Here is a 14966-nt window from a genome sequence, read left to right as displayed (position 1 = left end):
CTCAGGTGCCGGGCTTGCGTCCGTACACGAAGACGTCGTCGCCGTTCTTCAACAGATTCCAGTATGACTTCGCGTCCGCCGGGCGCATGTTGACGCAGCCCGCCGATCCCGGGTTGTTGTACATGGACTTGGTGACCGAGTGGAACGCCTGCCCGCCGTCGAAGAACTGGGCATACGGCATGCGCACGTCGTACAGCGTCGACCAGTGGTCGATGTTGCGCCAGTAGATCTTCGTGGCGCCGGTCCGCGTCTCGTCGCCGTTGCGGCCCGTACGCACGGGCACCGGGCCGAACTTCAGCTTGGTGCCGTCCTGGATCCAGCTCAGCTGCCTGGTCAGGTCCACGCAGGCGATGCGGCCCTTGTTCGTGGGGCACTTCTTCGCCTTGTTCGGGGTCTTCCCGGCCGCCTTCTGGGCGGTGATCGTCTTCATCGTGCGCCAGGTGACCGGCCCCGCGTACCCGATGTTCGGCGTGATGCCCTTCGCGGTCTGGAAGGAGCGGATCGCCTTGCAGTCGGCCGCCGACTGCTTCCCGTCGGCCGTCCGCTTCAGCCACTTCTCGACCTGCTTCTGGTACGGCCCCTTCGAAGCCGTGCAGGACGCCGCCTCGGCCGCCGTCCCGGTGCCCAGGACCAGGGCCGGAGCGGCCACCAGACCGGCGACGGACAGGACGGCTCCGCGCCGCACTCCCGCGCCGCGTATCTTCCCCATGGTTCTCATGTACGCCTGCTCCCCTTCGCGTTCGCCCGCGGTATGACTCCGCTTGTTGGACACGCGTCGGGGAGCAGCGGTTGTGCGGTGGCGGGTCTCAGTTGTGCACGGCTGCCGGGGACGCGGCGCGGAGCCGCTCGGTCCGGGCCGCCCGGGTCCCGAACAGGGTGATCGACAGGACGCCGAGGACCGCCAGGACGCCCAGCGCGACCGTGCCGGACCAGCCGCCGGCGTGGAAGGCGACGGCGCCGAGCGTGCCGCCGACGCTGGAGCCCAGGTAGTACGCGGTCTGGTAGAGCGCCGACGCCTGGGCGCGGCCCGTGGTGGCCGTACGGCTCACCGAGGACGAGGCGACCGCGTGTCCGGCGAAGAAGCCGGCCGTGATGAGGACGAGGCCGCCCAGGACGGCTGCCAGCTGGTCCGCCAGGGAGAGCAGCAGACCGGCGGCCGTCGTGGACACGGCGAGGTAGAGCGCACCCCGGCGGCCCAGCCTTCCGACCAGTCGGCCCGCGGCGGCCGAGGAGAGCGTGCCGACGAGGTAGACCAGGAAGACCGAGCCGACGATGCCCTGGGGGAGGCTGAAGGGCTCCTCGACGAGCCGGTAGCCGATCACGGTGTAGACCGCGCCGAACACCGTCATGAACAGGGCGCCGATCGCGTACAGCCTGCGCAGCAGCGGGTTGGAGAGGTGACCGGTGACGGTCTTCGCCAGGGCCTTCGGGTTGAGCGAGGCGGGGCTGAAGTGCCGTGCCTTGGGGATCATGAAGTGGAAGACCACCGCGCAGGCCACGGCGAGCAGCCCGATCGCGCCGAGCGCCATCCGCCAGCCCCAGAGCTGGGCGACCCAGCCGGCCAGGATGCGGCCGCTCATGCCGCCGATGCTGTTGCCCGCCACGAACAGTCCGATCGCGGCCACCAGGGCCTTGGGCCGCACCTCCTCGGCCAGGTAGGCCATCGCGGAGGCGGGCAGTCCGGCCAGTGCCGCGCCCTGGATCGCGCGCAGCGCGATCAGCCAGCCGAGCGACGGGGCGAAGGGGATGAGCAGCCCGATCACCACGGCGACCGACAGGGATGCCGTCATCATCTGGCGCCGCCCGAAGCGCTCCGAGAGCGCGCTCAGCGGCAGGACGCACAACGCCAGTGCACCGGTCGCCGCGGAGACCGTCCAGCTCGCCTGCCCGGCCGTCGCGCCGAAGGACGCGGAGACGGCGGGCAGCAGGGCCTGGGTGGAGTAGAGGAGGGCGAAGGTCGCGATCCCCGCCGCGAAGAGCGCGAAACTCATCCGGCGGTAGCCGGGACCACCAGGGGTGAGGCGGTCCGGGACGGTCGGGGAGGCGACGGCGGCGGATGACGGAGCGGCGGCGTCCAGCACGATGGTGGACGCCCCGGTACTGGCAGGAGGCATACGGCGAACGTAGACCGCCCGGTTTCATGCGTCCAATGCATGAAACAGCGATAATCGTTCCCATGGTGCATCAATACAGCTCACAGTCCCGGCTGTCACCGAGCAGTTACGAAGAAGACATCCGAGCCGTACTCGCGCCACGCCTCGCGTACTTCGAGGCGGTCGCCCGCCACGAGCACGTCACCCGTGCCGCGCACGAGCTCGGCGTCCCGCAGTCGACGCTGTCGCGGGCCATGGTGAGGCTGGAACAGGACCTGGGTGTCGCCCTGTTCGCCCGCCGGGGCCGGACCGTCTCGCTCACCCCCGCGGGCCGCACCTTCCTCGGCTCGGCCGAACGCGCGCTGGCGGAGGTGGAGAAGGCCGCCGACTCGGTACGCGCCGACGCCGACCCCACGGCGGGCAAGGTCGCCTTCGGCTTCCTGCACACCATGGGTTCCGAGACCGTACCCGCCCTGATCCGCGCCTTCCGGGTCGACCACCCCCGGGTCCGCTTCCAGCTCGTCCAGAACTACGGCGAGGCGATGATCGAGCGCCTGCGGGCGGGCGGCCTCGACCTCTGCCTCACCTCGCCCGTCCCCGACGCCCCGGATCTCGTCGCCACGCGCCTGGACGAGCAGCGGCTGCGCCTGGTCGTCCCCGACGACCACCGGCTGGCGGGGCGCCGGCGCATCCGGCTCGCCGAGGCCGCCGACGAAACGTTCGTCACCCTCGAACCCGGTTACGGGCTGCGGCGGATCACGGACGACCTGTGTGCCGAGGCGGGCTTCACCCCGCGGGTCGCCTTCGAGGGCGAGGAGGCGGAGACGCTGCGCGGCCTGGTCGCTGCCGGGCTCGGGGTGGCGCTGCTGCCGCCGCCCGCCGTCGCCCGGCCCGGCGTGGTCGAGCTTTCGGTGACGGCGCCGCGCGCGGCCCGCGAGATCGGGGTCGCCTGGCTGGACGGTCACCCCGACACGCCGCCGGTGGCCGCGTTCAAACGCTTCCTGCTGTCGCGCCGGGGGAGCCTGCTGCCGGACTGAGGCCGGCACGCGGCCCTCAGTGCCTCAGCGACCGCCCGAACCCCGCCGCGAGCGGCATCCGCAGCCCCAGCGGCGGGGGCGCGGCGAACGCGTCGGCGACCGGGCGCGCGTACGACCGGGCGAACAGCGAACCCCGTATGAAGTCCGAGGCCAGCGCCACCACTTCGGACCGGTGCTCGCGCAGTGCGTGCCCGTCCGAGTGGACCTCGAAACGGCAGGTGTCCCGGTTGGCCTTCTTGGCCCGCTCGGCCAGCCGGTAGGAGAGCTCCGGGTCGGTCCGCGCGTCGTTCGTGCCGTGCACGATCAGGACCCGGCGCCCCGCCAGGTGTTTCACCGGTTCGGGTTCCGGCTCCGCGCCCTCGGGGAGCCAGGGCGCCATCGCCAGTACGGAGTTGACGGCGGCGTGCCCGGCGCCGCGCAGGGCCGCCCGGCCGCCCATGCCGTGCCCGACGAGGCACACGGGGATGTCGCCGTAGCGGCGTTGGACCTCGTCGGCCGCCCAGTGGGCGTCGTCCGCCGGATCCGCGCCGGCGTTCCAGCCCCGGGTCCGGTAGCGCACGACGTGCACCGCGAGCCCCTCACCCTGGCCCGCGCGGGCCAGGGTCCGGGCGAACGGCAGCTGCGCCGCGTACGAAAAAGCGGAAGGACGGCGTCGGGAATCGGTCTCGCCGTCCGGGAGCAGCAGGACCACGCCGCTGACCTCGGGTGCTGCTCCGGCCGTGAGGACGGCCCGTCCCAGCCTCGCGGCAGGCAGGGGAAGTGCGCGCTGTGCCATGACAGAACAGTGTCAGAAGGGGAGGTGTATTCCACCTGGCTTCGCGGTCACTGTTACGCATCGGCGCCAGCGCTCTACGCGCGTAGGCGTTAGAGTGCCCGAATGACGAGCCAGACCCTCGATGTCCCCGGTCCCGACCAGATCCGCCGTGCGCCCAAGGTGCTGCTCCACGATCACCTCGACGGCGGGCTGCGCCCCGGCACGATCGTCGATCTGGCGCGCGCGCAGGGCTCCCACGGCCCCGGGGGCATGGGAGGCGCTCTCATCGACGCCTTGCCGGAGACCGAGCCCGACAAGCTCGGCATCTGGTTCCGTGAGGCGGCCGACTCCGGTTCGCTGGAGCGCTACCTGGAGACGTTCGCCCACACCTGCGCCGTCATGCAGACCCGTGAGGCGCTGGTCCGGGTGGCCGCGGAGTGCGCCGAGGACCTGGCCGAGGACGGTGTCGTCTACGCGGAGGTGCGGTACGCGCCCGAGCAGCACCTCACCGGCGGTCTGTCCCTCGAAGAGGTCGTCGAGGCGGTCAACGAGGGTTTCCGTGAGGGTGAGCGCCGGGCCCGCGCGAACGGCCACCGCATCCGCGTCGGTGCCCTCCTCACCGCGATGCGGCACGCCGCCCGCGCACTGGAGATCGCCGAGCTTGCCAACCGCTACCGCGATATGGGCGTGGTGGGCTTCGACATCGCGGGCGCGGAGGCGGGCTACCCGCCCACCCGCCATCTGGACGCGTTCGAGTACCTCAAGCGCGAGAACAACCACTTCACCATCCACGCGGGCGAGGCCTTCGGCCTGCCGTCGATCTGGCAGGCCCTGCAGTGGTGCGGCGCGGACCGGCTCGGCCACGGCGTCCGCATCATCGACGACATCGAGGTCGCCGAGGACGGCACTGTGACGCTGGGGCGTCTCGCCTCCTACGTGCGCGACAAGCGGATCCCGTTGGAGCTCTGCCCGACCTCCAACCTCCAGACCGGCGCCGCGGCCTCGTACGCCGAGCACCCCATCGGGCTGCTGCGGAGGCTTCATTTCCGCGCCACGGTGAATACGGACAACCGCCTGATGGGCGGGACGAGCATGAGTCAGGAATTCGAGCGACTGACCGAGACATTCGGATACACGCTCGACGACATGCAGTGGTTCACAGTCAATGCGATGAAATCAGCGTTCATTCCTTTCGATGAACGACTGGCCATGATCAACGACGTGGTGAAGCCCGGGTACGCGGAACTGAAGTCGGAATGGCTCTTCCGTCAGACGGCCGTGACCAGTGGTTCTTCCTCCCCGGCAGGCTGATCGTACGTAGTGATGAACGGCCGGGAGCACTGTTTCCCGGCCGTTTTTCGTGTCCCGGCGTGTTTGCGGGAGGGGTGCGGGGCTGGCTACGTTTCAGAGCCGCTCACATTCCCTTCCCCAAGGATGAATTTCACATGAAGCAGTCTGCTGTCAGGATCCTCGGTGTCGCCGCTCTCGGCGCCGCTTTCGCCGCCGCCGGCGCGGGCAGTGCCTCCGCCGTCTCCGTGCCCGTCGACGCCCTGGCCGGCACCCTGCCCGCCGGTGTCGCGCTCGACTCCGCCGTCGACGCGCTGCCCGCCGCGCAGAAGGCGGCCGGCGGAGTGCTCGACCAGCAGCAGCGCGGCGGCAGCGACCTCTCGGCGCCCGGCACCAACCTGCTCGGCGGCATGCCCGCCGGCGGCCTGACCGGCTCCCTGCCGCTCGCCGGCTGAATCACCGCACACGCATGTGGTCCTGATGGTCACCAGGCCGTCGCGGCCGGGCTCTTCTCCGACGGCAGCAGCATCCACAGCGCCAGGTAGAGCAGGAACTGAGGGCCGGGGAGCAGACACGACACGAGGAAGATGACGCGCATCGTGCCTGCGGAGGTGCCGAAGCGCCGTGCCAGCGCTGCGCACACCCCACCGATCATGCGTCCCTCACGGGGGCGGACAAGTGCGGCCATGGTGGGCTCCTTCGCGAACCGTTGCGGGAAGCAGCTCCGTCGTGCTCCCGGTACCTCCATAGTGGCTCCGCGAAGGGGTACAAAGCATCGCTCTACGGTGCGATACCGACCCTGGTAATCGTCGGGGTCGACCCCTGAGAGGCCGGGTAGGCCTCGCCCCGGGCCAGGCGGACCCCGTTCCCGATCCGGGACAGGTCACCGGCCCCCGCCCGGTTGCCCCGGCGCAGCCGGGACCGTGACAGCGGGACGACCAGCAGATGGGCCAGCGCCACGCCCGAGGTGTTCAGCAGCAGCGAGTCGACGTCGACGACCTGGCCCGGCACCCCCGTCTGCGCCAGCTCGATGGCCATCGAGATCAGCGCCCCGGCCGCGACCGTACGGGCCAGCGAGGCCCAGGGGGAGACCAGCAGCCTGCCGCCGGCCATCGGCATCAGTATGCCCAGGGGTGCCAGGAGCAGCAGGCCCGCACCGATACGGCGCACCGCCTCGGCCGGGCCCAGGGCCAGATCCGCCCTGATCCCGGCGAACGGCTGGAAGTTCGCGGCCGTCACCCAGGGCACGTCCAGCGGGCGCAGCGTCAGCCAGCCGACGAACAGAAGATGCGCGAGCAGGAGGACTACCCCCGCCGCGCGGAAGCGGATGACGGCCTGGCCGTCCGAACTGTGACGCACGTGCACCAAGACGCCACGACCGGCAGGATCGGTTCCGCCTGGTGCGGGGAAGGCCCTGTGACGAGCGGCACGGGCCCGGGGACCGGCCCCTCAGGACAGCTCGACCGCGCCCAGTGTGGGCACCTCGCCGGGCCGGCTCTTCGTCTCCGTCGTACACAGATAGCCCCGCGGGGCGTAATTCCCCGGCCCGCCGAGCAGCACCGAAGCCCCGGAGCCGATCGACTCGCTCTCCGCGTACGAGCACACCACCTGCGCGAGCGCCTCCGCCGGCAGGTCGTCCGGCTGCTCGCTGAGGCGCAGCGTGCCCTCCGGGTCGCCCTTCCGGGCGTCGGCGACCCTCAGCGCCACCGGTACGTCGGTGGAGATGCCGGCGCGCCGCTCGTCGGCGTCAGGTTCCCGCTGCAGCTCGTTCAGGAGTGCCTGCGCGGTCCGGAGGGCGTCGAACCGCGACTCGTCGACCTCGACCGTGCGTTCCACCGTCACCAGCTGCGAGGCGCAGACCAGATAGATCCGCACGGAGACGCTCTCCGCCGGCGCGGTCGCCCCGGCCGACGCGGTCCGGCACGGCATCCGCGACGGCGCCGCCCCGGCGTCGACCGGCACCGAGGTGCTGCGGATGCCGCAGCCCGACGCCAGCGCCGCACAGGCCGCCACTGCGGCCAGCACGGCGACGGCCCGGCCGGGGCGCCGCAGCCGGAGCCCGCACCCGTACGCCCGCTCGCTGCGCTTCACTTCGCGTCGCCCTTCTCGTTCCGGTCCGGGTCGTCGTCGTCCGGGGCGCCGGTCAGTGCCTCCGCGTCGCGCGGGAGCCGCAGCACGAACACCGCGCCCTCGCCGTCCGGGAGGTTCGAGGCCGTGATGTCGCCGCCGTGGATGTGCGCGTTCTCCACCGCGATGGACAGGCCGAGTCCGCTGCCTTCGGAGCGCGGGCGGGAGGCACTCGCCTTGTAGAAGCGGTCGAACACATGGGGCAGAACCTCTTCGGGGATGCCCGGACCGTGGTCGCGCACCTCGATGACCAACTCGTCCTCGTCGGTCCGTACGGACACCCGCACCGGTGATCCGCCGTGCTTGAGGGCGTTGCCGATGAGATTCGCCAGGATCACGTCGAGCCGGCGCGGATCCAGTCGCACCATGATGCCGCGCTCCGCGTCCAGGTCGACCGCGTCCAGCCAGGCACGGGCGTCGATGCAGGCGGTCACCTGGTCGGCGACATCGACCGTGTCCAGGACGAGGCGGGCCGTACCGGCGTCGAAGCGGGTGACTTCCATGAGGTTCTCGACCAGGTCGTTCAGCCGCCGGGTCTCGCTCACCACCAGGTGCACGGCCGGGGCGATCATCGGGTCCAGGTTGTCCGCCTCGTCCTCCAGCACCTCGGCGACCGCCGTGATCGCGGTCAGCGGGGTGCGCAGTTCGTGCGACATGTCGGCGACGAACCGGCGGCTGGACTCCTCCCGCGCGCTCATGTCCGCGACCTTCTTCTCCAAGGAGATCGCGGCCTTGTTGAACGTGCGGGAGAGATCGGCGAGTTCATCGGTGCCGGAGACCACGAGACGGGTGTCGAGCTTGCCCTCGCCGAGCTTGCGGGCCGCGTCGCCGAGCCGCTGCACCGGGCGCAGCACGGTCGTCGCCGCGGCCTGGGCGAGGAGGGCCGAACCCACGAGGGCCAGCGCGGTGGCGATCCCCAGGGACCACGCCAGCGAATTGAGGTCCTCGCGCTCCTGGTCGAGCGACTGCAGCATGTATCCGGCGGGCCCACCACCGATGATCTTCGTCCCGGCCACCAGGTGGGGGGTGTTGCCCCGGGTCGTCCGCTGCCAGAACAGGTGGTACTCAAAGGTGTTGGTCGACGTCAGCGGCTGCTTCTTGTTCACCTGCTTCTGCAGCGAGGCGGGCACGTCGGCCTTGGTGAAGGAGTCGAGGTCGGAGGAACCGGTGACCGGTTTGCCATCCTTGGTCCCGATCAGCAGCACGTGATAGCCGGGGCCGCTGCTGGCCATCTGCTCGGCGGCGTCCCGCAGTTCGTCCGCCGTCGGCTGCAACGGCAACGAGGCCGCCCGGTTCTGCATCTGGCGGCGGAAGTCGCCGAGCGCCGTGTCCTGCGTACGCGTCAGGACGGCCTCACGGTTGAGCCAGTACGCGATGCCCGACGCGGACACCGCCGCCGTCAGGGCCACCAGCGCGAACACGATCAGAAGCCGCAGTCGCAGGCTGGTCCAGCGAAGACCCGCGAGTATGGAGCGCTTCGCGGAATCGCTCACTGAGGCGTGTCCAGTCTGTAGCCCACACCACGCACGGTACGGATCAGGGTCGGCGAGGACGGCACGTCCTCCACCTTCGCCCGGAGCCGCTGCACGCAGGCGTCCACCAGCCGTGAGTCACCGAGGTAGTCGTGCTCCCAGACGAGGCGCAGCAACTGCTGCCGGGACAGGGCCTGTCCCGGCCGGCGGCTCAGTTCGAGCAGGAGCCGCAGCTCGGTCGGCGTGAGCTGCAGGTCCTCCCCGTTCTTCGTGACGGTCATCGCCGAACGGTCGATGACGACACTCCCGAACGTCGCCGAGTCGGTGGACTCCCTCTCCCCGCGGCGCAGGACCGCGCGGATACGGGCGTCGAGCACCCGGCCCTGTACGGGTTTCACGACGTAGTCGTCCGCGCCGGACTCCAGTCCCACCACGACGTCGATGTCGTCGCTGCGCGCGGTCAGCAGAATGATCGGCAGCTGGTCGGTGCGGCGGATGCGGCGGCAGACCTCGAAACCGTCGATCCCGGGCAGCATCACATCCAGCACGACCAGGTCAGGCCGCTGCTCCCTCAGCAGCTCCAGGCCGTCCTCTCCCGTCGCCGCGGTGGCCACACGGTGGCCCTGGCGTGACAGGGAGAGTTCGAGGGCCGTGCGGATGGCGTCATCGTCCTCGATCAGCAACAGGAAAGGCACGGGGGCCATTCTGGCCCATGGTTGTGCCACGTTTCGACAAACCCCCCGACTTGATCCGCCGACTTGGTCCCCGACATGCACTGTGACAGGCCTGTGACAGTCGAGGGACAGGGTCATGAAACTGCCCCGGCAAGCTCGTTGTCACACGGAACGACCGGACTCCACCGATGGGGGGCGCCAGATGAACGCACTGCACAGCACCACCTCAAGCGCAGTTGTCACGCGCCTTCACGACGTCGGGCGGAGTCAGGAGAAGTCCGGCGCCGGGGTACGGGGGTGCGTTCGTGGCGCCGGGCGTCAGCACGCGTCGCACCTGACGATGGTTGACGCGTCCACGGGGGAAAACGGGGGAAGCGCGTACGGGGAGGCCTCGGGGGAGCGGAAGCCCCTGGAGCGGGCGGAGGACGCCGAAGCGGTGTTCACCGCCTACGTCAAGGAGCGCCGTGCCTCCCTGTACGCAACCGCCTATCACCTGACCGGCGACCGGTTCGAGGCCGAGGACCTGCTGCAGAGTGCCCTCTTCTCGACGTACCGGGCGTGGGACAGGATCAGCGACAAGGCGGCGGTCGGCGGATACCTCCGCCGCACCATGACCAACCTGCACATCAGCGCGTGGCGCAGGCGCAAGCTCAACGAATACCCGACCGAGGAGCTGCCGGAGACGGTGGGCGACACGGACGCGATGCGGGGCACGGAACTGCGGGCGGTGCTCTGGCAGGCGCTCGCGCGGCTGCCGGAACTCCAGCGCACGATGCTGGTGCTCCGCTACTACGAGGGCCGCACGGACCCCGAGATCGCGTCCATCCTCGACATCAGTGTCGGCACGGTGAAGTCGAGCATCTGGCGGTCCCTCCGCCGGCTGCGCGAGGACGAGGTCCTCAGCTTCGGCCGTGACGAGGAGGAGTCCTTCGGCGAGCTGGTGGCCTGAGGGGCGGGCCCTCCGTCTCGGGGGAGACGGGGGCCACGGGGGAAGTACCGGGGGCACGGGGGAGCGGTAGAAGACGGGGGCCGAGGGGACTCGGGGGAACAACGGGGGAGAACGGCCCGTCGCTTCGGGGGAGGCGCGGGTTCACGGGGGAGAACACAGCGGGGTCGTGCGGGCCGGGGGGTCCTGCACGGCCCCGCTGCCCGTGTGCCCGGGGGCGACACATCAGGCCTTGCTAGCCTGGGCTTCTCACTCGGAGTGCGGGTGACGAAGCCCCCGTCTCGGGACGCATACTTCGCTCCCTTCATGGAGGCCGCCGCCAAGACCTTCGGCTGCGACACGGTCACAAGCTGAGGGTGTGTTCGGCTATTTCACCGACGAGAGTGCCGTCCCCGGACTCGGGCTCCAGGGCCCGCCGCCGTCCCCCATCCGGCGCTGGATGACCGCTATGGCAGGGAGATGACCTGCGCCGGTCTGGGTTCGGCGGTGGAGGCCGTCACTGCGGAAAAGGTTCCGGGAGAGCATTCTCCGGGGCAGGCGCAGGCGATGAAGGACGTGCTCCTCGCGGTGGCAGCCAGTCTCGACGAAACCGAAGGCGAGCTGGATGCCGGACTGAGGCTGCCCCTGGCGGAGGCGCTCGCGGAGTACGGAGCCGACCTGCGGCAGAGCATGGGACTGACGCCTGTCGCATACGTGAGGTATGGACTGCCGTCCCAGCCGACGTGGGATCCCGCCGGCTACGCCGCGATTCGGGACGCGATGACGCGGCAGGCAGCCGAGGGGCTCGCGGCGATCGAACCGGACAGCACCGGGGAGATGCTGAGCTCGTTCCCCGCACACAGTGCGTGGACCCTGGGCAACCTCGACGGTGTGGCCGTCCGGGCGCTGAGAGGTTTCCGGGAAGGTGACGGCCGCTGCCAAGGCCTTCGGCTGCGTGGCCCCCACCGGCTGAGCGGAGCGGGTGCCCGGTCCTACTCCGTGACCGGGGCCCCCACGCTCGCCCGGCGGCAGCGTCCCGCCGCCGCGGCGGCCAGGCGGCCCAGGGCCTCCTGTTTGGCGCAGGGGTACGCGCCCAGCGCCGTCTGGCGGGCCACGATGCGCCGTTCGGCGCGCATCAGGCGCCAGCCGCGCCGGAGCAGGAACGGCACCGACTTCCGGCCCTCCCGCAGGTCCCGCACCAGGCGCCGGCGGAACGTCGTCGACGGCCGGCCGCGCAGGCACAGCGCGTCCGCGAGCAGGCCCAGCTCCTGGCAGCGCTCCACGATGTCCGCCGCGAAGATGCCCTCGGCGACGAAGAGGGGCGTGCGTTCGATGTCGAGCGTCTCGCGGCCCGACCGCGAGCTCGTGGATATGTCGTACAAGGGAACGGACGTACGCCCGGTGCGGCACAGCTCCGCTACGGCCGCGACCGCGCCGTCCGCGTCCCAGGACAGCGCCGAGTCCCAGTCGATGTCCGCGCTGCCGGTGACCCGCGGCAGGGTCGGATCGTTTCCCTCTTTGTAGAAGTCGTCCAGGCGTAGCACCGGGAGGCCGCTGCGGGCCGCGAGGGACGACTTGCCGGAGCCGGACGGACCGGCGAGGAGCACGACGCGCGTGGGGATCGGTTGGGAACTCACAGAACAGAAGTGTGAGGCATTGACCCGCGTAGGGGACCCCCCGGAGGTCCTGTTGGTATCGAGCATCACACCTCAACTACTCTGCGCACACGGACGATTACCCGACACATCCCGATCAGGTGGGAAAAAATGGCACGTCATGCACTGTCCAAGCCCCGGAAACGCGCTCTGCTGCGTGCCGGTCTGACTCTCACCGCGCTGGGCGCGGCGCTCGGTGCGGGAGGTGCGGCCGCCCAGGCCGCGCCGCTGCCCGTCCCGCCCGCGACCGGCGCGGACAGCACCCTGGGGGCGGTCGGCGACGCGGCGGCGCCCGCGCTGACCAGCGCGCTCGGTTACGGCCTCGTGGGGGCCGTCAAGCCCGCCACGGACCTCCAGCTCGACCCGCTGGCCGGGACGGGCGTGGACCCGCTGGACAACGCGGTGGGCACCCAGGTCGCCGACTTCAAGCCCGTGACCACGGCGCTGGTCACCGACCCGCTGACCAGCGGCGCGGCGCTCGGCGACCTGCCCGTGGCCGGTGAGGCGACCGGCCTCGTCACCGGCTGACCGTCGTACGCGCGCGGGTGGGGCCGCCCGGAAGGCGGCCCCACCCGGTGTGCCGGAGGTCAGTACGAGGAGCCGGAGGCCCCCAGCGCACCCGTGGGGTGCCAGACCGTCTTGGTCTCCAGGAAGGCCGTCAGGCGGTGCGTGCCGGGATCGGCCGGCCAGTCCACGTCGTCCACAGCCTGTGGGCGGAGGACCCGCTTCAGGTTGTCCGCCGCCGCGATCTCCAGTTCCTTGGCCAGAGCGGCGTCGGCTCCCGTGAGGTCGATGGCGTTGACGTCCTGGTGGGACGCCAGCGGGGCGGCGAGCTCCGCCGTCTTCCCCGACAGGATGTTCACCACACCGCCGGGCAGGTCGGAGGTCGCCAGGACCTCGCCCAGTGAGAGCGCGGGGAGCGGCGCGTCGGCCGAGGCGATGACGACCGCCGTGTTGCCCGTGGCGATCACCGGGGCGACCACCGAGACGAGGCCCAGGAACGACGACTCCTGAGGAGCCAGAACCGCGACCACACCGGTCGGTTCCGGGGTGGACAGGTTGAAGAACGGGCCCGCGACCGGATTCGCCCCGCCCACGACCTGGCCGATCTTGTCCGTCCAGCCCGCGTACCAGACCCAGCGGTCGACCGCCGCGTCGACGACGGCGGCCGCCTTGGACTTCGACAGCCCCTCGGCGTCCGCCACCTCGCGGACGAACTGCTCCCTGCGGCCCTCCAGCATCTCGGCGGCGCGGTAGAGGACCTGCCCGCGGTTGTACGCCGTCGCCCCCGACCAGCCGCCGAACGCCTTGCGCGCGGCCACGACCGCGTCCCGCGCGTCCTTGCGGGAGGACTGCGGGGCGTTCGCCAGCCACCTGCCCTTGCCCGCCGCGGCAGTGGCTGATTTCTTCGCCGTCACCTCGTACACCCGGCCGCTCTCGGAGCGGGGGAACTTGCCCCCGACGTACAGCTTGTAGGTCTTGAAGACGCTCAGTCGCCCGTCAGACATCGAGGTAGGCCTCCAGACCGTGACGGCCGCCCTCGCGGCCGTGGCCCGACTCCTTGTATCCGCCGAACGGCGAGGTCGGGTCGAACTTGTTGAACGTGTTGGCCCACACCACGCCGGCGCGGAGCTTGTTCGCCACCGCGAGGATGCGGGAGCCCTTCTCCGTCCAGATGCCCGCCGAGAGGCCGTACTGGCTGTTGTTGGCCTTCGCGACCGCCTCGTCCGGCGTACGGAAGGTCAGCACCGACAGCACCGGACCGAAGATCTCGTCGCGGGCGACGGTGTGCGCCTGGGTGACACCGGTGAAGAGCGTCGGCGCGAACCAGTAACCGGCGGAGGGCAGTTCGCAGGGCGCCGACCAGCGCTCGGCGCCCTCGGCCTCGCCCGTCCCGACGAGCGCGCTGATCCGGGAGAGCTGCTCCGCGGAGTTGATCGCGCCGATGTCGGTGTTCTTGTCCAGCGGATCGCCGAGCCGGAGCGTGGACAGCCGGCGCTTGAGGGCGTGCAGCACCTCGTCGTGCACGGACTCCTGTACGAGGAGCCGCGAGCCCGCGCAGCAGACCTGGCCCTGGTTGAAGAAGATGCCGGTGACGATGCCCTCGACGGCCTGGTCGACGGGGGCGTCGTCGAAGACGATGTTGGCGCCCTTGCCGCCCAGTTCGAGCGTGGCCTTCTTGTCCGTACCGGCGATCTGCCGGGCGATGGCCTTGCCGACGGCGGTGGAGCCGGTGAAGGCGACCTTGTTCACGTCCGGGTGCTCGACCAGGGCCGAGCCCGCGTCGCCGTACCCCGTGAGGATGTTGACGACGCCCTTGGGGAGCCCGGCCTGGCGGCAGATGTCGGCGAAGAACAGCGCGGACAGCGGAGTGGTCTCGGCCGGCTTCAGCACGACCGTGTTGCCGGTGGCGAGCGCCGGGGCGATCTTCCAGGCCAGCATCAGCAGCGGGAAGTTCCACGGGATGATCTGACCGGCCACGCCCAGCGGACGCGGGTTCGCCCCGTAGCCCGCGTGGTCGAGCTTGTCGGCCCAGCCCGCGTAGTAGAAGAAGTGCGCGGCGACCAGGGGGAGGTCCGCGTCGCGGGTCTCCCGGATCGGCTTGCCGTTGTCCAGGGTCTCCAGGACGGCCAGCTCGCGCGAGCGCTCCTGGATGATCCGGGCGATACGGAACAGGTACGTGGCGCGCTCGGAGCCGGGCAGCGCCGACCACTTCTCGAAGGCCCTGCGAGCCGCCTTCACGGCGCGGTCCACGTCCTCGGCGCCCGCGCGCGCGACCTCGGAGAGCACCTCCTCGGTGGACGGGCTGACCGTCTTGAAGACCTTGCCGTCGGCCGCCTCGGCGAACTCGCCGTCGATGAACAGGCCGTACGAGGGGGCGATGTCGACGACGGAGCGGGACTCCGGAGCCGGTGCGTAGTCGAATGCGGATGCCATGGCGT

Annotated in this window: 16 protein-coding genes; 5 read left to right on the top strand and 11 right to left on the bottom strand. The window is 71.0% G+C overall.

What is annotated here, in order from left to right; all coding sequences use genetic code 11:
- Position 1 precedes the first annotated feature (1 nt).
- Positions 2-718, bottom strand: coding sequence for a L,D-transpeptidase family protein (locus ACFYQ5_RS14125; RefSeq protein WP_389197325.1), 717 nt, complete (start codon positions 716-718; stop codon positions 2-4).
- A gap of 88 nt (positions 719-806) precedes the next feature.
- Positions 807-2114 carry an MFS transporter gene (locus ACFYQ5_RS14120; protein ID WP_389197323.1) on the bottom strand — a complete coding sequence of 436 codons (1308 nt, stop codon included), beginning with the start codon at positions 2112-2114 and terminating at the stop codon, positions 807-809.
- Positions 2115-2176: 62 nt separating this feature from the next.
- Between ACFYQ5_RS14120 and ACFYQ5_RS14115 the strand changes: the two genes are divergently transcribed.
- Positions 2177-3130, top strand: coding sequence for a LysR family transcriptional regulator (locus tag ACFYQ5_RS14115; RefSeq protein WP_389197321.1), 954 nt, complete (start codon positions 2177-2179; stop codon positions 3128-3130).
- A 16-nt stretch (positions 3131-3146) separates the two neighbouring features.
- On the opposite strand, the gene ACFYQ5_RS14110 is transcribed toward ACFYQ5_RS14115, so the two are convergent.
- Entirely contained in the window at positions 3147-3905 is a 759-nt protein-coding gene (locus tag ACFYQ5_RS14110) for an alpha/beta hydrolase (RefSeq protein ID WP_389197319.1), read from the bottom strand.
- A 102-nt stretch (positions 3906-4007) separates the two neighbouring features.
- Here ACFYQ5_RS14110 and ACFYQ5_RS14105 point away from each other — a divergent pair, with 102 nt between their 5' ends.
- Entirely contained in the window at positions 4008-5195 is a 1188-nt protein-coding gene (locus ACFYQ5_RS14105; protein WP_389197317.1) for an adenosine deaminase, read from the top strand.
- A 134-nt stretch (positions 5196-5329) separates the two neighbouring features.
- Positions 5330-5626, top strand: coding sequence for a hypothetical protein (locus tag ACFYQ5_RS14100; RefSeq protein WP_389197315.1), 297 nt, complete (start codon positions 5330-5332; stop codon positions 5624-5626).
- A 29-nt stretch (positions 5627-5655) separates the two neighbouring features.
- Here ACFYQ5_RS14100 and ACFYQ5_RS14095 read toward each other — a convergent pair whose 3' ends face one another.
- From ACFYQ5_RS14095 to afsQ1, 5 genes are all read right to left on the bottom strand, one after another.
- Positions 5656-5859, bottom strand: coding sequence for a PspC domain-containing protein (locus ACFYQ5_RS14095; protein ID WP_359467139.1), 204 nt, complete (start codon positions 5857-5859; stop codon positions 5656-5658).
- Between the two features lie 92 nt (positions 5860-5951).
- Positions 5952-6536, bottom strand: coding sequence for a VanZ family protein (locus ACFYQ5_RS14090; protein WP_389197485.1), 585 nt, complete (start codon positions 6534-6536; stop codon positions 5952-5954).
- A gap of 84 nt (positions 6537-6620) precedes the next feature.
- Positions 6621-7262, bottom strand: a complete 642-nt coding sequence (locus tag ACFYQ5_RS14085) for a hypothetical protein (RefSeq protein WP_389197313.1) — start codon at positions 7260-7262, stop codon at positions 6621-6623.
- Positions 7259-8791 carry an ATP-binding protein gene (locus tag ACFYQ5_RS14080; RefSeq protein ID WP_389197311.1) on the bottom strand — a complete coding sequence of 511 codons (1533 nt, stop codon included), beginning with the start codon at positions 8789-8791 and terminating at the stop codon, positions 7259-7261. The genes ACFYQ5_RS14085 and ACFYQ5_RS14080 overlap by 4 nt, the downstream gene beginning before the upstream one ends.
- Positions 8788-9465: a two-component system response regulator AfsQ1 gene (gene afsQ1 / locus ACFYQ5_RS14075; RefSeq protein ID WP_176724363.1), complete on the bottom strand. Its 678-nt coding sequence runs from the start codon at positions 9463-9465 to the stop codon at positions 8788-8790. The genes ACFYQ5_RS14080 and afsQ1 overlap by 4 nt, the downstream gene beginning before the upstream one ends.
- Before the next feature lie 181 nt (positions 9466-9646).
- Here afsQ1 and ACFYQ5_RS14070 point away from each other — a divergent pair, with 181 nt between their 5' ends.
- Positions 9647-10393 carry a SigE family RNA polymerase sigma factor gene (locus ACFYQ5_RS14070; RefSeq protein ID WP_389197309.1) on the top strand — a complete coding sequence of 249 codons (747 nt, stop codon included), beginning with the start codon at positions 9647-9649 and terminating at the stop codon, positions 10391-10393.
- A gap of 968 nt (positions 10394-11361) precedes the next feature.
- On the opposite strand, the gene ACFYQ5_RS14065 is transcribed toward ACFYQ5_RS14070, so the two are convergent.
- A complete protein-coding gene (locus ACFYQ5_RS14065; protein ID WP_389197307.1) occupies positions 11362-12072 on the bottom strand; it encodes a uridine kinase in 711 nt (236 codons plus the stop codon).
- Between the two features lie 63 nt (positions 12073-12135).
- On the opposite strand from ACFYQ5_RS14065, the gene ACFYQ5_RS14060 reads away from it, so the two are divergent.
- Positions 12136-12552 carry a hypothetical protein gene (locus tag ACFYQ5_RS14060; protein ID WP_389197305.1) on the top strand — a complete coding sequence of 139 codons (417 nt, stop codon included), beginning with the start codon at positions 12136-12138 and terminating at the stop codon, positions 12550-12552.
- Positions 12553-12611: 59 nt separating this feature from the next.
- Here ACFYQ5_RS14060 and ACFYQ5_RS14055 read toward each other — a convergent pair whose 3' ends face one another.
- Positions 12612-13532 carry an aldehyde dehydrogenase family protein gene (locus ACFYQ5_RS14055; protein ID WP_389197303.1) on the bottom strand — a complete coding sequence of 307 codons (921 nt, stop codon included), beginning with the start codon at positions 13530-13532 and terminating at the stop codon, positions 12612-12614.
- The gene (locus ACFYQ5_RS14050) at positions 13525-14961 is read right to left on the bottom strand and encodes an aldehyde dehydrogenase family protein (RefSeq protein WP_389197301.1); all 1437 of its coding nucleotides are present in this window, start codon (positions 14959-14961) and stop codon (positions 13525-13527) included. Before ACFYQ5_RS14050 ends, ACFYQ5_RS14055 begins: the two co-directional genes overlap by 8 nt.
- Between the last annotated feature and the right edge of the window lie 5 nt (positions 14962-14966).

Source organism: Streptomyces sp. NPDC005794 (genome assembly GCF_042871445.1).
Classification (GTDB): domain Bacteria; phylum Actinomycetota; class Actinomycetes; order Streptomycetales; family Streptomycetaceae; genus Streptomyces.
This window is presented reverse-complemented; position numbering and strand designations above follow the sequence as displayed.

What these genes read in the sequence shown, in the direction of transcription:
- ACFYQ5_RS14125 (WP_389197325.1), bottom strand. Translation starts at nt 718, where the DNA reads ATGAGAACCATGGGGAAGATACGCGGCGCGGGAGTGCGGCGCGGAGCC.
- ACFYQ5_RS14120 (WP_389197323.1), bottom strand. Translation starts at nt 2,114, where the DNA reads ATGCCTCCTGCCAGTACCGGGGCGTCCACCATCGTGCTGGACGCCGCC.
- ACFYQ5_RS14115 (WP_389197321.1), top strand. Translation starts at nt 2,177, where the DNA reads ATGGTGCATCAATACAGCTCACAGTCCCGGCTGTCACCGAGCAGTTAC.
- ACFYQ5_RS14110 (WP_389197319.1), bottom strand. Translation starts at nt 3,905, where the DNA reads ATGGCACAGCGCGCACTTCCCCTGCCTGCCGCGAGGCTGGGACGGGCC.
- ACFYQ5_RS14105 (WP_389197317.1), top strand. Translation starts at nt 4,008, where the DNA reads ATGACGAGCCAGACCCTCGATGTCCCCGGTCCCGACCAGATCCGCCGT.
- ACFYQ5_RS14100 (WP_389197315.1), top strand. Translation starts at nt 5,330, where the DNA reads ATGAAGCAGTCTGCTGTCAGGATCCTCGGTGTCGCCGCTCTCGGCGCC.
- ACFYQ5_RS14095 (WP_359467139.1), bottom strand. Translation starts at nt 5,859, where the DNA reads ATGGCCGCACTTGTCCGCCCCCGTGAGGGACGCATGATCGGTGGGGTG.
- ACFYQ5_RS14070 (WP_389197309.1), top strand. Translation starts at nt 9,647, where the DNA reads ATGAACGCACTGCACAGCACCACCTCAAGCGCAGTTGTCACGCGCCTT.
- ACFYQ5_RS14065 (WP_389197307.1), bottom strand. Translation starts at nt 12,072, where the DNA reads ATGCTCGATACCAACAGGACCTCCGGGGGGTCCCCTACGCGGGTCAAT.
- ACFYQ5_RS14060 (WP_389197305.1), top strand. Translation starts at nt 12,136, where the DNA reads ATGGCACGTCATGCACTGTCCAAGCCCCGGAAACGCGCTCTGCTGCGT.
- ACFYQ5_RS14055 (WP_389197303.1), bottom strand. Translation starts at nt 13,532, where the DNA reads ATGTCTGACGGGCGACTGAGCGTCTTCAAGACCTACAAGCTGTACGTC.
- ACFYQ5_RS14050 (WP_389197301.1), bottom strand. Translation starts at nt 14,961, where the DNA reads ATGGCATCCGCATTCGACTACGCACCGGCTCCGGAGTCCCGCTCCGTC.